The 17,018-nt window shown below is 48.9% G+C and carries 10 protein-coding genes; 6 read left to right on the forward strand and 4 right to left on the reverse strand.

Annotated features, from left to right (window positions below):
* Positions 1-18: 18 nt before the first annotated feature.
* Both LQ567_RS17675 and LQ567_RS17680 read left to right on the forward strand, forming a co-directional pair.
* Positions 19-1,347, forward strand: a complete 1,329-nt coding sequence (locus LQ567_RS17675; RefSeq protein WP_231006772.1) for a DUF4302 domain-containing protein — start codon at positions 19-21, stop codon at positions 1,345-1,347.
* Between the two features lie 368 nt (positions 1,348-1,715).
* Positions 1,716-2,324 (forward strand): adenylate kinase, encoded by a 609-nt coding sequence (locus LQ567_RS17680; protein WP_231006773.1) that lies wholly within the window; start codon positions 1,716-1,718, stop codon positions 2,322-2,324.
* Between the two features lie 34 nt (positions 2,325-2,358).
* Here the strand turns inward: LQ567_RS17680 and LQ567_RS17685 are convergent, their stop codons facing one another.
* On the reverse strand, positions 2,359-2,817 hold the full coding sequence (locus tag LQ567_RS17685) for a viral A-type inclusion protein (protein ID WP_231006775.1): 459 nt from the start codon (positions 2,815-2,817) through the stop codon (positions 2,359-2,361).
* 252 nt (positions 2,818-3,069) lie between these two features.
* Here LQ567_RS17685 and LQ567_RS17690 point away from each other — a divergent pair, with 252 nt between their 5' ends.
* The 4 genes from LQ567_RS17690 (at position 3,070) to LQ567_RS17705 (ending at position 8,319) form a co-directional block, all read left to right on the forward strand.
* Positions 3,070-3,516, forward strand: coding sequence for an MliC family protein (locus LQ567_RS17690; protein ID WP_231006777.1), 447 nt, complete (start codon positions 3,070-3,072; stop codon positions 3,514-3,516).
* A 294-nt stretch (positions 3,517-3,810) separates the two neighbouring features.
* On the forward strand, positions 3,811-4,971 hold the full coding sequence (locus LQ567_RS17695) for an ATP-binding cassette domain-containing protein (protein WP_231006787.1): 1,161 nt from the start codon (positions 3,811-3,813) through the stop codon (positions 4,969-4,971).
* 34 nt (positions 4,972-5,005) lie between these two features.
* The gene (locus LQ567_RS17700; protein ID WP_231006789.1) at positions 5,006-6,745 is read left to right on the forward strand and encodes a hypothetical protein; all 1,740 of its coding nucleotides are present in this window, start codon (positions 5,006-5,008) and stop codon (positions 6,743-6,745) included.
* A gap of 140 nt (positions 6,746-6,885) precedes the next feature.
* Positions 6,886-8,319, forward strand: coding sequence for a S41 family peptidase (locus tag LQ567_RS17705; RefSeq protein WP_231006791.1), 1,434 nt, complete (start codon positions 6,886-6,888; stop codon positions 8,317-8,319).
* 137 nt (positions 8,320-8,456) lie between these two features.
* Here LQ567_RS17705 and LQ567_RS17710 read toward each other — a convergent pair whose 3' ends face one another.
* The 3 genes from LQ567_RS17710 to LQ567_RS17720 all read right to left on the reverse strand — a co-directional run bounded on the left by LQ567_RS17710 (position 8,457) and on the right by LQ567_RS17720 (position 16,696).
* Positions 8,457-11,714 carry an amidohydrolase family protein gene (locus LQ567_RS17710; RefSeq protein ID WP_231006805.1) on the reverse strand — a complete coding sequence of 1,086 codons (3,258 nt, stop codon included), beginning with the start codon at positions 11,712-11,714 and terminating at the stop codon, positions 8,457-8,459.
* 312 nt (positions 11,715-12,026) lie between these two features.
* A complete protein-coding gene (gene feoB / locus LQ567_RS17715; protein ID WP_231006814.1) occupies positions 12,027-14,189 on the reverse strand; it encodes a ferrous iron transport protein B in 2,163 nt (720 codons plus the stop codon).
* A gap of 239 nt (positions 14,190-14,428) precedes the next feature.
* Positions 14,429-16,696, reverse strand: coding sequence for an FUSC family protein (locus LQ567_RS17720; RefSeq protein WP_231006822.1), 2,268 nt, complete (start codon positions 16,694-16,696; stop codon positions 14,429-14,431).
* Positions 16,697-17,018 lie beyond the last annotated feature (322 nt).

Below are 17,018 nucleotides of genomic sequence, written 5' to 3' on the forward strand. Positions count from 1 at the left end.
TAAAATAAACTTTAACAGATGAATAAGATCGTTATTATTCTACTGATGGCAGCAATGATGGCTGGCTGCCGGAAAAATGAGGTACCACTCGTAAACGGAGGGTTACCCGAAGAGCGGATAATGGAGCGTTTGGCCGAACTGCGGGGTAAATTAACCGGGGCTGAAAACGGCTGGATGGCATCGCTTACTACTACGGCCGGTGGCGGTTATGGATTTTATATGAAGTTTGGTGCCGATGAAAAGGTATCCATGATGGGCGACTTAAGCGAAGATGCCGCCACGCAATCGCAAACCTCCACTTACCGGGTGAAATGGGTAATGAACGCTGCCCTTCTTTTTGATACGTACAATTATATCACTTTATTGCAGGACCCCGATCCGAAGGTAAGTGGCGGTAAAGCCGGCAGCGGGTTAAAGAGTGATATTGAGTTTGAGTACATCCGCTCAAGCGGTGATTCGGTGATTTTGCAGGGAAAAAAATACCAGAACTACCTGTATCTTGTAAAAGCAACAGCCGCGCAGGCAACCGATTACCAGCAGGGAACGGTGGTAGACCGGATGGAAGCTATACAGGACTATTTTGAAGATCATTTTAATAATTATATTAATATAGATGGGCTTCCCAATAAAATATCGTTCATCGTCAATGACGACAAACGTCTTTCCTTTCAATATGCCGATGCCAAGGACAGCATTATAACAATCGATGGAAAATTCAATTTTGATGTAAGTGGGATAAATTTTTCGGAAGGCCTGGTGGTGAACGGTATTCAATTTAAGAAAGGAGCATTGACCGGAAGCACGTTGAAGCTGTACGACGCAGGCGGAAAAGAATATACCGTGTCTCAGAACCCAACGCCTGTTATTCCCCTTAAGTTATTGTTTGCCTATAACAAAACCTATAATACAATACTGATTGGCAGCGCTACGCTTCCAGCCGGCGTAACCTCCGGCTTTAACAGTGTATTTAACGGAATGGTCAGCCGCTTTGTTGCTTCATCAAGATCGATTGATTCAGTCAGGATCGTTTTCTCAAACAGTACGCAGGGGCTTTTGGAGATCCGGTACAAGTCGGGAACCACCGCTTTCCAGGCAGCTTTATCGTTTAGTTATGTATTAAAAGATGGCGTTTTAACGCTTGCCGACTATGCGCCGGTATTGAACGGAACAAGCAGTAACTGGACATCCAGGATTGACCAGATTGGAAGTTTTGATCAATGGATCCGCAGCGGCCCTTTCAAAATAGATTGGGTGGCGAGTGCAGGCTCTGGAGGCAAAATCCTGGGAGGTCTGTATAAGGTATCGGACCCGTCAGATTTTTATTATGGAGATCTCCGGAAGCGATAATCAGGCGGAAAATCGCTTGTGGTCATCGGATGATCAATGAGCGAAGGGCCCGGATAGATGCAACTATCCGGGCCCTTTTTATGAATGGCGGAAGCGGATTTGTTTGCTGTTGGCGACCTGCGCTTATCGGCTAACCGGGGGCTTAAAGCAATAAAGAGACATATCTATAGCTCCGGTTGTGGCAATAATCGTTTGATTATGAATATCTATAATGTGATGCTGTATAAAAGGCCACCTTTTGAACGGTGTATTGTACTCCTAAAATAGGTGAATAGGAGTTTAAACAATTTTTAATAAATTTCCCCAATACGCCGTTTTTGCCCAAGCTTTGTTATATTTGTTGGCAACACTTTAAAAGAAAAGCGTAAATGTTTAATTTAATCTTATTCGGTCCTCCCGGTAGCGGTAAAGGAACACAATCTGACCTGTTGGTGTCAAAGTACGGTTTGGTACATCTTTCTACCGGAAACCTGCTGCGTTCAGAGATCGCCGATAAAACCCCCCTGGGTATTGAGGCGAAGAATTTTATGGACAAGGGACAGCTGGTGCCGGATGAAGTAGTGATCGGTATGATCGATAACTGCCTGGAGCTCCATAAAGATGCGGGTGGCTTTTTGTTTGACGGTTTTCCGCGTACGGCCAACCAGGCCAAGGCCCTGGATAAATTGCTGGAACTGAAACGTACCGCTATTCATAGTGTACTGGCGCTGGAAGTAACGGAAGAAGAACTGGTGAAACGCCTGCTGGAAAGAGGCAAAACCTCCGGCCGTTCGGATGATACCAATGAAGCAGTGATCCGCAACCGCTTTGCTGTTTACCAAAATGAAACAGCTCCTGTTGCAGAACATTACAAAGCACAACATAAATTTAAGGCCATCCCCGGCGAAGGCACGGTAGCGGATATTTCGGCTGCCCTGGGCGAGCAGATCGACAAGGTGCTGGAGCGGCAACGCAAAGAGCAGGAAGCCTTCGAGTAAAAGATATAGAGGTCCGGTTTAGCCGGACCTTTTTTTATTTGCTGCCTAATACACCCTCGGCCTTGCTGATACTGTTGAGTACCGCATCCTTCATCACATCCACCTTTGCTTTCTGATCCTGCAGGTATCTGATACGTTCGGGCTCATTATCTTTCAGCGAATCATATCTGAACCCATTCATCCAATCATGCATGGTTTTATCGGCGTTGGTAAGATCTGCCAGTGCATCTTCCAGTTTTGTTTTTAAAGCGGCCTGTTGTTTTTGGGCGGCCGGCGGCAATTTGCCAAGAGAGTCGATGGCGGCCTTTGATTCGTTCATCAGCCGTTCCAGCTTTTTCATTTTTGGCATCGCTACATCATGCCCGTCAATAACGGCCTGTAAAAGACTGTCGGCCTGTGTTTGTGGTCCGTCGCCCGCTTCAGCAGCAGTACGGTTTCCTTCTCCACAGGCTACCAGCAGTACGGTTGCAACTGAGAAAAACAGCAATTTCATGGGATAAAAAAATTTTAAGGCCAAAGGTACGGATAGTTGCCGGACCCGCCGGTAGTGCAGGAGCAATTAAAAGGAATGCGGCTGCTGCGCCAAATTTTTATTCCTATGGTTGATTTCATTATAAAAGGTTCATTACAGGCTGTTGTTGTGTTCAGGAATGATTCTTGTATATTAGCTAACGGAATAGTTACCTGGGCGCTCGCTGCTGAAATCAGCATGCCTGTGGATTTTTTTCAACAAAAAGTAAGCAACATGAAAAAACAACATGTGATGATGGCTGCGGCTTTGGCAATAGTAGTGGCATGTAATAACAATCCTTCCGCAGAAAGCACAACGACACCGCCAGCGGGCGATTCGCAAACACTTCCCTCCATGACACCGATTACAAATCCTGCAGATAGCGTAGTTGTTAATACGGCAAATGTAGACAGCAGTGGTACAGCGGCACCGGGGGTGGACAAAAACGAAAAAAAGTACACCAACGATAAGGGCGAAACCATTACTGCCGTTTACCACGATTCGGGAAATATGGGTGTGGCGGAGCTAACGATCAATGGGGAAACCATTAAGCTGATGAAGGGTGAAAAAGAAAAAGGCGCTACTACCTATACAAACGGCAAACTTACCTGGAAGGTAAAGACCGATGAGGCTACGTTGGAAAAGGATAACGTGGTAACCGTATATAAAGAAGCGAAATAAGGAGCTAAATCAATAACATTACGGGGGATGTGTGCCTAAGCCTTCCTGGTACCGGGTGGTGTTTTAAGGGAACTTCGTACGTATTACAACAGGGCCGCAAGGAGCCATATGTACGCAAAAGGATTCCGGCCCGGTTTTTAAAATGCGCCGGATTTTTTTGATACCGGTTAACGCACCATAACCAGGGCGTTTTAGGGCATTCAGGCTTTTTATTTTTTTTAGCAACCGGGCATTGGAAAAATGCCGGTAACGATCTATTTTAGCGGATAACAGCCTACTGCTGCAACAATGAATATGGGAAAAACACAAACACACATACTAGAAGCGGCTGCATTTTTTACCAACAACGACACCGTACCCGGTTTCCGGAAACTGATGGACCTGGCCATGGATACACAGGATATGGCGATTTACCGGGAGGCCATCGCGCTTACTGACTGGAACGAGCAACAGGATGGGGCGCAGGAACTGTTTATACAGAAATGCCGCCAGTTGCTGGATACGATCAGCCGGATCCCCATAACCGAGTACGAAGCGGCCGAGCCGGTAGTGGAGGCAACGGAGATCCGGAAAAATTACGGCCGAGGAACCTTTGCGCTGGGGCCCGTTTCATTGAGTATCCGGAAAGGAGCGGTATACGGGCTGGTAGGAGAGAACGGAAACGGAAAGACCACCTTATTGCGGATCCTGGCAAAGGACCTTGCCTGCAACAGCGGCAGCCTCCGGTTTCATTTCCGGCACCCGGCCGGGAGTGCTTATGACCTGCGTACCAAACTGGTGTATATACCACAGCGTACCCAACGCTGGTATGGAAGCCTTAAAGACAATCTTAAACTGGTATTAACGGCTTATGGGGTGCCGGCTTCAGAAAATGAAACAAGGGTGCTGATGATGATCGCACGGCTGGGTTTGTGGAAATATCGCCACCTTAAATGGAATGAACTGTCCTCGGGGTATAAAATGCGCTTTGAGCTGGCCCGCACCTTGCTGCGAAAGCCCGAGCTGCTGTTGCTGGATGAACCACTGGCCAACCTGGACATTGTAGCCCAGCAGGTGATCCTGGAAGATCTTAGATCCATAGCCAACTCTGTTAGTCATCCCATTGCACTGATCCTTAGCTCCCAGCAATTGTACGAGGTGGAAAAAGTATCGAACCGGGTGATTTTTCTGCGCAATGGTGTGCCGGTGGAGACCCAAGGCCCCGAAACCGGAGCTGACCCGGCAGATGCCGCACTGGTTGTGGAAATGGATTGCAACAGCCCCAGGGCCACCTTGCAGGCGGTACTGGAAACCTTGCCGCTGGACCGGCTGCATTATAATGGCGGTGTGTACATCGCTTATTTTAAACCCGGAACCTCTTTTTTGAGCGTGCTGGAGACATTGGGAAAAAGCCAGTGCCAGCTGGTTTACATCCGCGATATTTCTTCTTCTACCCGCCGGCTTTTTATGTCCTGAGCCGGAACAGCAATCCTGCGATAAAATACAACAAATGAAAAATTTTATACAACGTGTGAATCATTATTTCCTGGAGCGTTATCCCCTGCTCTGGAATACAAGGCTATACTGGATGCTCATCAGTTGTGCCCTGGTGCACGGCTGTTTTTACCTGTTTGGGTACTATACATTCCGGAATACGGAATTATTTAAGCGGTACAATGCACCGGAGCTCTTTATCGAAAACGGGGCATTGCTTTTAAGCATCGTTATTTCTGTATTAATACTGGTGGTTTGGTTGCTGGTATTGTTCCGCAACAATGTGTTCAAGAATTTTTACCCTACCCGGAAAAGACATTTGTTTGGAAGTTTTTTTATCTACTTCCTGGTGTTTGCTGTTGCCACCACGTTCTACATTTCTTACATTGCAGGATACAAACAATTTGTAGCGCAGCATTACCCGACCTCCTGGTTAAAAACAAAGCGGGAACAGGCCAACCTGGCCGCGGCCTTCCTTCCTTTTAGCATGGATGCCTACACCATTAACAATAAGCGGTATCCTGCTCCTTTTGATACGCTTTACTGCGAAACGGATGAGCGGAACATCGACTTTTCGAAACCCTATCTTACACGTGATAAGGATGAATACCAGTTTTACTCAATTGGGAAAAAAGTGATCCGGCAGCTGGATGCGGCGCCAGCGGATGAACGTGAGATCAACCGGGAACTACTGGCGGATAGCCTGCTGACCATATATTACAAGGACGCGGTAGCGGATGTTTCGGGCCTGGTAAATACGGTACCGTCTTTTTACAACTATAGCCGGCGGCATTTTGGCGGGGATATTACCCGTTACCCGGGTGAAGAAGCGCCTGCCTACGATGAAGAAGGTCGTTGGAGGGATATTAATAAAAACGTATATGATTTGTTGCAAAGAAACCGCCCGGAAGAAATTAAAAAACTATTGAGCGGTTTCCTGGAATTTTCCAGGGTATTTAAGATCAGCACCAACCTTACCGCCAGTAGATGGTTTGAGCTGATGTATCATCCGCAGGATTTTAAAGTCACTTATTTTATCAGCAATTCCAGCGTGGAGGCGTTCTCCCCGAACCCGTCGGATACCGCGGTGGCCACCGCAGTTGCTGTTGATGCAGCCACAGCGGTGGCAGGCGGGGACAGCGATCCGTATTATATAAAGCATAAAATTAACTACTGCTTTGATGCATATGATCTGAGCCGGTTGTTTACGGGAATTGAACGGGTGCTTGATTTTTCGGTATTTGATTTGATTATATATGTGGCCATTTGGGTGGCTTTTGCGCTGGCCTGCATTCTTTTTGCTTTCCGCATCACCAATCTGCGCCTGCTGTTGTTTTCGGGTATTACGGCTGCTGTGATCGGCATCCTCATTGCGCTGATCATTTTAATGCTGGGACTGGCCAATGGCCGGGAGGGAGAAAAAACAATTGCGTACCTGGTGTTTGTGGTGGGCACGATGATCCTGTTGGGCAGTGTACCCATATTCCGGCTCCGAAGAAAATCCATACAGGGGATCCTGATCAACATATCCCTGGTGGGCATTGTTCCTTATTTCCTGCTGATCCTGCTGATCATTTCATTACACCAGCGGGATTATTACCACAGCATGTCTGCGAACGGGTACAGCGGATCTCGGGATACTATTTTAGAAGTATTGGGCGTATACTGGAACTATGTGCTGCTGGCACTGGGATTTCTTTTTATGATGGTGTATACGGCGGTAATCCGGAGGTGGCGGGCCTTGCCGGAGTGGTAGCGGTGGGCATTCAGCCTTCAGCTTTTGGCCTTCAGCTTTTAGCATTTAGCTTTCAGCATTTTATCCGTTCCTGTTCCACCGGCGTGGCAAGTGATGATTAACATCTTTTTTAGGGTTTCCAAAATTATATTTGGAAAAAAATGGCCAAAACATCGCTGTTGCTGTTTTTAATCCTGATGACCAGTTCTTTGTTGGGACAGCAGATACTTACAAAAAAATATACTCCTGAGCAATGTATCCGCATGATACAGGAAGCTGCCGATGCGCTCCGGTCTTTTCAGCCCGGCGTTTACCGATATCATACCCGCGAGGACTTTGACCGGTATCTGGATTCCATTAAGGCTACCGTACAGGCGCCATTGACCGAGCTGGAACTGTATCGGAAGCTTAAGCCATTGGTAAGCCGCATCGGATGCCTGCATACAGACCTTGTTACGGCTGTAAATTATAAGGGGCTCCTGAATAAAACGCCCAACCTGCTGCCCCTTCAGGTATACGGTACGGGAGAACGGGCATTTGTGGTAAAGAATTATACAACGAACAACGGAATTGTTGCGGGGGATGAAATCATGGCGATCAATGGCCGGCCTATGCCGGATGTGCTGCGGCAGCTGCTTGCCGCAATACCTTCAGACGGGTACAATCAAACCATGAAATACCTGGCACTATACCACATGTTTCCATTGTGGTACCGGTCCATTATTGAAGTGGCGGATACTTTTACCGTAACTATTAAACATAACGGTATTCCTTCGGTTTATGTTCTTCCCGCAGCCCAGAAAAAAAATATAGAGCAGGATGGTTTTCTCCGGGAACTGCATTATCCCAGGCAGCTTGAATTTAATATAACCGGTAACACGGGTGTGCTTACCATACATACGTTTGCAAATTCACTGATACGGAAAGGGGATCAAAATTTTAAGGTGTTTATTGACAGAGCCTTTGCGGCATTAAACGCAAAAGGCATCCCGGATCTGATTGTTGACCTGCGTTACAATACCGGCGGATCAGATGCCAATGCTGCGTATTTTACCCGGTTCTTTTTTGACAAACCTTACCGGTACTGGTACCGGATAGAGGTAACGGAAAAGGTGGCGGGTAAGATCCGCGGACTGGCGGGCATCTGGTACCGGAAGCCGGTAAAAAAAGACAGTACCTGGCTGTGGCAGAAGGGCAAGCGGGTGCGGGATTTTGATTTTTATGAACAGCAATATCCATCTGAAAACGCGTATAAAGGAAACGTGTATGTACTGATCAATGGATTCTGTATGTCGTCCTGCGCAGATGTTGCCAGTGTATTAAGTTATAACAGGAAGGCTGTTTTTGTGGGGACGGAAACCGGTGGCGGGTTCCAGGGAAACAACAGTGGTATTATGCCGGGCATCAACCTCCGCCCTTCAAAAATGGTGCTCACTGTGCCGTTGCAGCAATACTTTACAGCGGTGGATCCGGAAATGAACGTTGGAAAGGGAACGCTGCCGGATCTACCGGTAATAATGACCATAGATGAACTGGCCAGGGGTATAGACAAACCGATGGAAGCAGCGATGGACCTGATCCGCAGCCGTCAGTGATTAGCTACCAGTTACCAGCTGTCAGCTTTCAGATGTCAGACGTCAGCGATCAGCTTTCAGACAGGTCTTTGACAGAAGGCACTGGCTGCTGAGCGCTGATAGCTGAAGGCTGAAGCCTGAATGCCGATAGCTATCCGCTAATCCGTATCCATTTCCTGCGTGCCGCCGCCGTCCTGCCAGTTAAAGGCTTCACTTCTTCTTCCCAGCTCCCAGTAAAACCGGCTTCGCGGATGGTTGTAGTTACCGATCTCATTCATGGTTCCGGTATCATATAAGCGTCCGTTTACCATTACATATTTTATCGATTCGGTATTGCGGATATTTTCCAGCGGGTTGGCATCCATGATCACCAGGTCGGCCAGTTTTCCTGCCTGCAGCGATCCGATCCAATCATCCAGGCCAAGGCTCCGGGCGGAGTTAATGGTTGCCGTTTGCAGCGCCTGCAGCGGGGTCATACCACCCTGGGCCATCATCCATATTTCCCAATGCGCACCAATACCCTGGATTTGCCCGTGAGCGCCCATATTAACAGTTACACCGGCGTCGTTGAGCTTCTTAACACTTTTGGAGGTAAGGATATGCCCGTTCTCATATTCTTCTTCCGGCAGCATGGTGCGGTGCCGGCTGCGCTGATCAATAACCGCGCGGGGTGTGTATTTGAGCAGTTTTTCATTTTCCCATACAGGGGTATGCTGGTACCAGTAATACTCACCGGAAACAGAACCATAGTTTACGATCAACGTGGGTGTGTATGCGGTGCCGGCGCGTTTCCACAACTGGATCACATCATCCTGTAATACGGCAATGGGAAGGTTGTGCTCAATGGTGGTATGCCCATCGTTGATCATGGCCATATTGTGGTAGAAGAAGGAACCACCCTCCGGTACCACCAGTACCCCCAGTTCTTTTGCCGCCGCAATAATTTGCTGGTTTTGCTCCCGGCGGGGCTGGTTATAGCTTTTTACAGAAAATGCCCCAAAGGCCTTTGTTCTGCGAATGGCACTGCGGGCATCATCCAGCGAATTGATCACGGCCTTAAAGCTTCCGTCGGCACCATACAATACCGTTCCGGTACTAAACACCCGTGGCCCCACCATTTTGCCGGCTTTTTGCATTTCGCTTTGGGCAAATACCAGCTCGCTGTTGGCAGAGGGGTCGTGCATGGTGGTTACGCCAAAGGCAAGGTTGGTATAATAGGGCCAGTGCTTTTGTGGCGTAATGCCGCTGCGGAAATGATTTCCATGAGCATGGGCATCTACAAAACCGGGCAGGATGGTTTTGCCGGCACAATCAATGACTTTTGCGCCCGCAGGAATGGTTACTTCGTTACCGGCACCCACGGCTTTTAATAAATTGCCTTCCACCAGTACGGTTCCTTTTTCAATAATGGCGTTGCCATTCATGGTAATGATGCGCGCGTTGGTAAAAGCAATCAGCCCTTTAGGTTTATCGGTAGTATAGGAAACCCCCACTGCAATGCCTTTTGCCACCGCCGGCACGGTGCTGGTATCTTTTTCATTCAGGAATTTAAAATACTGTTGTAGCGGAATGGTAAAATATTCATTGCCCAGGTTATAATGCAGCTCCCGGCTATTGGCATTCCAGTGCAGGTTGTACCCGGCATCTTTGGCTACCAGCTGTACCGGCACGGTATTGGAACCACCGGCAATTTCCAGTGTTTTTCCTGTTTTGGGAAAAGCGGCGATATACACTTTATGCAGGTCTACAAAGGCCAGCCAGTTGCCATCCGGCGACAGGATATACTGGCTGCCGTAGTTGCTGGTAGCTGCTGTTTTTTCTTCGGTACCATCTTTTTTACAGGTAACCAGGTTCTTGCCTCTTTGAAAATAGATATGGTCCCCGGTGGCATCAAAGTAAGGCGCACTGCCGCTTTCAACAATGCGTACCGGCTGTGTGGCACCGGCTGCATCTACGGTATAGATACCGGTGTTGGTATTAAAGGCGTTGCCCAGTACATTATCCCCGCCTTCTTTGGTATATATAATGGTCTTTGCATCGGGACTAAAAGCGGGCGCTGAGTAAATGCCTTTTTCAATATTCAGTTTGCGAGAGCTACCTTTTGTAAGATCCATGATATAAATGCTTCCCATGGAGCTGTCGTTCCAGCTGATATAGGTGAGCCAGCGGCCGTCTTTTGAAAAAGCAGGCTGATCTTCGATATCATCCGATTTGGTGAGACGGGTGGCCTTGCCGCCGGGCAGGTCCTGTTTCCACAATGATCCCAGTGCATTGTACACAATAAATTTACCATTGGGGGCTGTAACCAGGTTCCGGAGCACATGGGTGGAGTCCTGGTCTTTATTGAGGTTTTGTTTGATGCGAACGGCGTCTGTAACTTTTTGTGTCACATTGCAGGTAAACGGTATTTCAGTGGCGGTATTGCTACCGCTTACCGGTACCCGGTTCAGCTTGCCGTTGGCCCAGATCACAATTTCTTTTCCATCCGGCATCCATGCAAAACCGGTGTATACACCAAAGATGGCCCAGGCTTCCTGCTGATCCTTGCTGAGCTTGTCATAAACCGGCCATTCCTCGCCGGTGCTGATGTTACGCAGGTACAATACGGTTCTGGTGCGTACCCTTCTGACAAAGGCCAGTGTTTTGCCGTCGGGTGATACCTGGGGGCGGAAGGCGCTGCCACCACCACCGGTGATGGTTTCCGTTTCGCCTTTTTCGCGGTCATAGCGGTTGATCACATAGATCTGGTTGTTGGGGTCTTTATTGTATTGAAAATAACCGCCGGGATACATGTCCTCACTATAATAGATATAGCGCCCGTCCGGCGAAACCGAGGGCTCATTCACATCCTGCTGGTCGTTCTTGCGTTTGGTGAGCTGGATGCCATCGCCGCCGTTGATGTGGTACATCCATATTTCTCCGGCTCCCAGCGAGCGGCCTGCTGTAAAATGCTTGCGGGCGATCAGGTAATTGCCTTCCGGCGACCATACGGCATTGTTCAGCAGCCGGAAATTTTCCTTGGTCACCTGCCGGACATTGCGGCCGTCGCGGTCCATTACCCAGATATTGTCGCCTCCGCCCGCATCAGACGTAAAAAGAATCTTTTTGCCATCGGGGCTAAAACGCGGCTGTACTTCGTAGGCAAGTCCCTGACGAAGCACCCGGGCCGTTCCGCCTTTTATGGGCATGCTGTAAATATCGCCCAGCAGGTCAAATACGATCTCATCTCCTTTGGGAGATACATCCAGGTTCATCCAGGTACCTTCGCTTACAGAAAAAGATACCTCCTTATAGGATTGTCCGGGAGGATTGTTTACGTCCCATTTGGCAGAAGCCGGCTTTGTGGAATCTTTTTTGGGCTGGGCTGCAATGGCGGAGCCGATAAAACAAAGACCGATAAAAAGTAAAGACCGCATGTATTGGAATATTTATAAAACAGAAAGAATGTATAAACGCCGAAAGTAGCAAATTCACCGCAAACTTAGATTGTTGTTATGGGTGGCCGCTTTTGGGTAGTGGGCAAACTGTGGTAACGATTTTCCATTGCGGATGCCTGTATGCTGTTGCGGCTGCAATGGTCACCGCGCCCGCTGCACAAAAGCTGAAGGGCTGCGCCGCTTAGGCGCAAATCCTTTGCCGGCCCGGCCGTGCAGCCCTGCGCAAAGATTGAAGCCGGGCGGCGGACTGCAGCTGACGGATGTAACACCGCCGGGAGCCCCGGAAAAAAATTATTTCAACAGCTGATAAACGATAAAGCTAAGACCATAAGCCAGTCCGGTCATATAGGCCAGCTGGATGAGGGGCCATTTCCAGGAACCGGTTTCGCGTTTTACGATGGCGAGGGTACTCATGCAAAGCATGGCGAATACATAAAAGATGAGCAGGGACACTCCTGTTGCCACTGTAAAAACCTTTGTTCCGTCTTCAAAAGTGGCTTTATCCATTTTGTCACGCAGGGCCATATTGGCGCCGCCGTCATCTTCCACGCTGTACAGGGTGGCCATGGTGCCTACAAACACCTCGCGGGCAGCAAAGGAAGTTACCAGGGCAATACCGATCTTCCAGTCGAAGCCCAGCGGGTGAATCACCGGTTCAATGGTTTTACCCATAATGCCGGCATAGGAGTTTTCCAGCTTGGCGGCTGCCCGGGTTTCTTCCACCAGTACGGTATCCGCATTGGGTTTGGCCAGGGCGGTTTCGTATTCCTGCTGTACTGCATGCATGCGTTCCTTGGGCCCGAAGGAACTGAGGAACCAGAGGATGATGCTGATGATCATGATGATCTTCCCGGCCTGCACCACAAAGATCCTGGCTTTTTCGATCATGGTTTCCAGGGCGTTCTTCCAGCGCGGAGCTCTGTATACGGGTAGCTCCAGGATGAAATAGCTCTTCTCCTTATTTTTTATAAAGAACTTGGCCACATAGGATACCAGCAGGGCAAATACGACGCCCAGAAGGTAGAGGCCCATCATCATCAACCCCTGAAGACTGATGAATCCCAGGAAATAGGTTTTGGGAATGACCAGGCCTACCAGGATAACGTATACCGGCAGCCGGGCGGAGCAGCTCATGAGCGGGGTAATTAAAATGGTGAGCAGCCGTTCCTTGCGGTTCTCAATAGCGCGGGCGCTCATAATGGCAGGTACCGCGCAGGCAAAACCGCTGATCATGGGCATTACGCTTTTACCGTTGAGCCCCACACTGCGCATAACCCGGTCCGTTAAAAAACTGATGCGGGCCATATAGCCGGTATCTTCCAGCAGGGTAATGAGGCCAAAGAGGATCATGATCTGGGGCACAAAGATGACGATGCCCCCCAAACCGGCAATGATCCCGTTGATTAAAAGGTCGGAGAAATTGTTTTCCGGGAGTATATTGCTCAGCCAGCCGCTGAAGGCAGCAGTGCCGGATTCGATCCAGTCCATCGGGTAGGATGCGATGAGGAATACGCACTGGAACATCAGGAACAACACCGCTAATAAGATAAAATAGCCCCAAACGCGGTGGAGGAAGATATTGTCCAGTTTATCGGTAAGGATCGATTTTTTATTGGGATCCGGCAGGGTAACCGATCCGTTCATCACCATCCCAATGCGTTGGTACCGTTGCAGTATTTCTTCGGCCTGGGTTTTGGTGGGATTGAAATGATGGTCGATCTCCGTTTGCTCAATCTGTTCCTGCAGGGCATCCGGCAGGGTGAAGGTTTCGTGGTTGATGAGGTAATGCACGCCTTCGTAGGAACTGATGCCGGGCACCAGCTGCTGCACACCGGCAATGGCCTGGGGGGCCAGCGCTTCCACATCAATAAAATTATGTACCGGGGCCTTAAAGAGGTTGCCGGAAACCAGTTCGATGGCTTTTTTAAGGTGGTCGATCCCCTTGTTTTTGCGCGGATTTACCGCCACGATGGGAATCCCCAGCTCCCGTTCCATTTCATTGATATTGATGTGAATGCCTTTTTTACGGGCAAGATCCATCATTGTAAGCGCCATCACAACAGGGCGCTTCAGGTCAATGATCTGACTGCAAAACAATAAATTACGTTTGAGGTTGCTGGCATCGGCCACCACTACGATCACGTCGGCCTTCAGGTCTTTATCCTGGTTGAGGATCACTTTATAGGCCACTTCTTCATCCAGCCGGCGGGGGTATAAACTGTAGGTTCCGGGAAGATCGATGATTTTGGCAGTAGATTGACCAATTTTAGAAGTTCCTGTCTTTTTATCTACGGTTACACCCGGAAAGTTTCCCACTTTTTGGCTTAACCCCGTAAGCGAATTGAACAAGGAGCTTTTCCCGCTGTTGGGATTGCCCACCAATGCTATATGTAGCTGCTTATTTTCCAAAATCCTGAAGAGCCGCAAATTTACGGATCCTTGGCCGATGATCATTTACGAATTCCGATGTTTGTGGGGCGGCTCAGAGATTTCGTGGATAAATATGGCTGGAGGTATGACACGCTAATGCCGCGGATTGCACAGAAGGGTTTTGTTTTTTGTACCTGTCGGTAACTCCGTGAGGACCCTCAACGTTTTTGTGAATAAATATGGTGGAGAAATGACGCGCCGATGCCGCGGATTGCATAGAAGTTTTAAGAATCTGTACCTGTCTGTGAATCTGTGGCCAAAAATTACCCTGCAGCAGAAAGCGATTCCACGGGCACTTTTTCTTCTTCACCTGTTTTTTTGAACCCCGTAATTTCTTCAGCCAGTTTGTTCAGGTCGCCGGAGGCCCGGCTGATCAGCAAAAACTGGTCAATGATGGGCTTTAATTCATTAAGGGTGATCTTGGTTTCGGTGTCCAGCAAGCCCTGCTGAATTTCATGCCTCCGTTTTTCCAGGAGTTCTTTTACAGCAGTTTTCAGTGATTGGGTGTCCATATGGGCCGCGGGTTGAGTTACGTCTTCATCTGAAAGCATGCCGGCGGTGTTTTCCAGTTCATGGATGGTGTTTTCGATGATGGGCAGGAAATTGTAGGAGCGGTATTTGGCCGCAAACTGGCGGGAGTAATGGGCCAGGGTGGCAATATGCGAGTTGATGGTAAAGATCATCACTACAAACTGGTGAATGGTCTTAATATTCTTTTGCTTGCTTTTGGGCTCGCTGAGCATCCGCGAAAACGTGCCCGAAAGGTTGGCCTGGGCTACAAATGCTTCCTTGCGGCTGAGCTTGTAGTCGGATGTGGGCTCGTTTTTTACATAGGCGCTGGAAACGGTTTCAAAGTAAATGCGGGTTTTTTCCAGGGCGGCCGCCATATAGCTTTTTACCTGTTTTTTCTCCCAGGAGGGGATGATGTATGTGGTAAGAAAAGCGAGTACGGAGCCAATGAGGGTATCCAGAATCCGCTGCTCGATCACCACATGAAAGTTGCGGCTGTCCAGCAAAAAGAACATGATCAGCACATAAGCGGTCATAAACGTAACGCTTACCAGGTAGCGGGTACGCATAAAGCTGTAGGTAGCAATCATTAAAAGGATCATGGCGGCAAACCGGCCGGTGCCCGTCTGGATCAGGAAAAGCAGCCCGATGCCTCCCATGGCACCGATGATGGTACCCAGTACCCGCTGGTAGTTGCGCTGTTTGGTAACACTATAAGTGGGCTTTAAGATCACGAGGGTGGTGAGCAGGATCCAGTAGCTGTATTCGAGCTTTAAAAGATGCGCAGTAATATACCCCAGGGTCATGGCCAGGCTCAGGCGCAAGGCATGCCGGAAGGTATTGGACTGCAGGGAAAGGTTTTCCCGGATCAGGTCGCTGTCGAGATCCGTTTTTTCCAGGAAGGATTCGTAGTTGTCAGAAAGGCGGTATTCTTTTACCTTCTTCCGGTCGTACCGGGTATAATGATGCAGGGTATAGATACGGAGGATCATGTCTTCGATCGACTGCATGATCTTGCGCATATTGATCAGGGCTTCCAGGTTTTCGGCATTGCGATGGGTGGCCACAAAGCGTTCAAAATGTTGCTTCAGGTTTCGTAGTTCATCATTCAGACTTTTAGATACCCGGGAGCGCCGGCCTTCCTGTACCGAAACACCTATTTCGTAGAGCTCGTCTACCATACCGAGGATCACTTTCTGGAAATGCGGCAGGATATTGGCGCCATCAAACCGCTTGTGCATGGACTCGTAATTGTAAAACGTGGCATTGGCCTTTTCAAAAAGGTCTACCGATTCTACAAAGATCACCAGCAGGCCGCGGCCGGTAAGGGTGGTAGATTTTACGATGTTGCGGCTTTTAAACAGCATTTCCCGTACCAGGATCTGTTTATCCTGTACTTTTTGCTGCTGCTGCATCAGGTTTTTATAGGTTTTATCGTAATTAACGCCTTCGGTATAAAAATAAGAGCGGGTTTTAAGGTAATCAGCTATGGAAACGATGGAGTCGCCCAGCGCCTGCTGAATTACTTTATAAGGACGTACGCCATGCAGGGCCAAACTTAAACCAATATACCAAAGACCGCCGCATAAAAGGTAGATGCCGTCCAGTACCACGTTCCAGCCCGTGGCTTTGTGGTAAAGGGTAAGCACCATAATAAGCAACCCGGCAAAGCCGATGGCATTGGTGCGGGCGTTGTATACGCCCAGCATGCCGAGGGAAAAGCTAAACGACAGGATAACGAAGGCCGTAATAAAAGGGTTTATATGGGCAAAGCCGGTGATGAGGTCTACCAGGAAGATCAGTGCCAGGGCGGCTAACATGCCGTTGCGCCGCTCCCGGATAGGACCGGGAATATCCGCGGCACTCACTGCCATGGCTCCCAGCGAGGCGATGAGGCCGATTTCCAGCATCCCGAAAAAGTTCAGGATAACGGAGGGAAGGGTGATGCCCACAGTGATCCGTACCGCCTCGTTGAAATAGTAGCTGCTTACAAATTGCCGGTATTCTTTTATGTAATCCATGCCCTACAAATTTACAAACAAGAAAGAGTTTAAGGAAATGAGGCTGCTGTGCCCTCCTGAAGCGGCGTGTTGCCAGTAAAGCAAATGGCCTTTGGAGCAGCCGTTTCCGTGCAAAATGTAGCAGGGCCGCGCATTTGGAAAAAAATTGTTACAATTTTGCAGCACTGTTTTTTGTAGAAAAAAAAGTTGCTACATATTTTTTGGCTGCCGGGCAATTCGGGCGGCGTTCGTTTCCGGTGGCACCGGAAGTCGTTGTTTTCGTTTATACGTGCTACCGGGCAACGGGTCTCCTCCTGCTGCCGGCCAGGGGCAACGCAACAGG

The organism is Niabella pedocola (assembly GCF_021044425.1).
Classification (GTDB): domain Bacteria; phylum Bacteroidota; class Bacteroidia; order Chitinophagales; family Chitinophagaceae; genus Niabella; species Niabella pedocola.

Coding starts and splice junctions, on each gene's coding strand:
- LQ567_RS17675 (WP_231006772.1), top strand. CDS start 19: ATGAATAAGATCGTTATTATTCTACTGATGGCAGCAATGATGGCTGGC.
- LQ567_RS17695 (WP_231006787.1), top strand. CDS start 3,811: ATGGGAAAAACACAAACACACATACTAGAAGCGGCTGCATTTTTTACC.
- LQ567_RS17710 (WP_231006805.1), bottom strand. CDS start 11,714: ATGCGGTCTTTACTTTTTATCGGTCTTTGTTTTATCGGCTCCGCCATT.
- LQ567_RS17680 (WP_231006773.1), top strand. CDS start 1,716: ATGTTTAATTTAATCTTATTCGGTCCTCCCGGTAGCGGTAAAGGAACA.
- LQ567_RS17685 (WP_231006775.1), bottom strand. CDS start 2,817: ATGAAATTGCTGTTTTTCTCAGTTGCAACCGTACTGCTGGTAGCCTGT.
- LQ567_RS17690 (WP_231006777.1), top strand. CDS start 3,070: ATGAAAAAACAACATGTGATGATGGCTGCGGCTTTGGCAATAGTAGTG.
- feoB (WP_231006814.1), bottom strand. CDS start 14,189: ATGATCATCGGCCAAGGATCCGTAAATTTGCGGCTCTTCAGGATTTTG.
- LQ567_RS17705 (WP_231006791.1), top strand. CDS start 6,886: ATGGCCAAAACATCGCTGTTGCTGTTTTTAATCCTGATGACCAGTTCT.
- LQ567_RS17700 (WP_231006789.1), top strand. CDS start 5,006: ATGAAAAATTTTATACAACGTGTGAATCATTATTTCCTGGAGCGTTAT.
- LQ567_RS17720 (WP_231006822.1), bottom strand. CDS start 16,696: ATGGATTACATAAAAGAATACCGGCAATTTGTAAGCAGCTACTATTTC.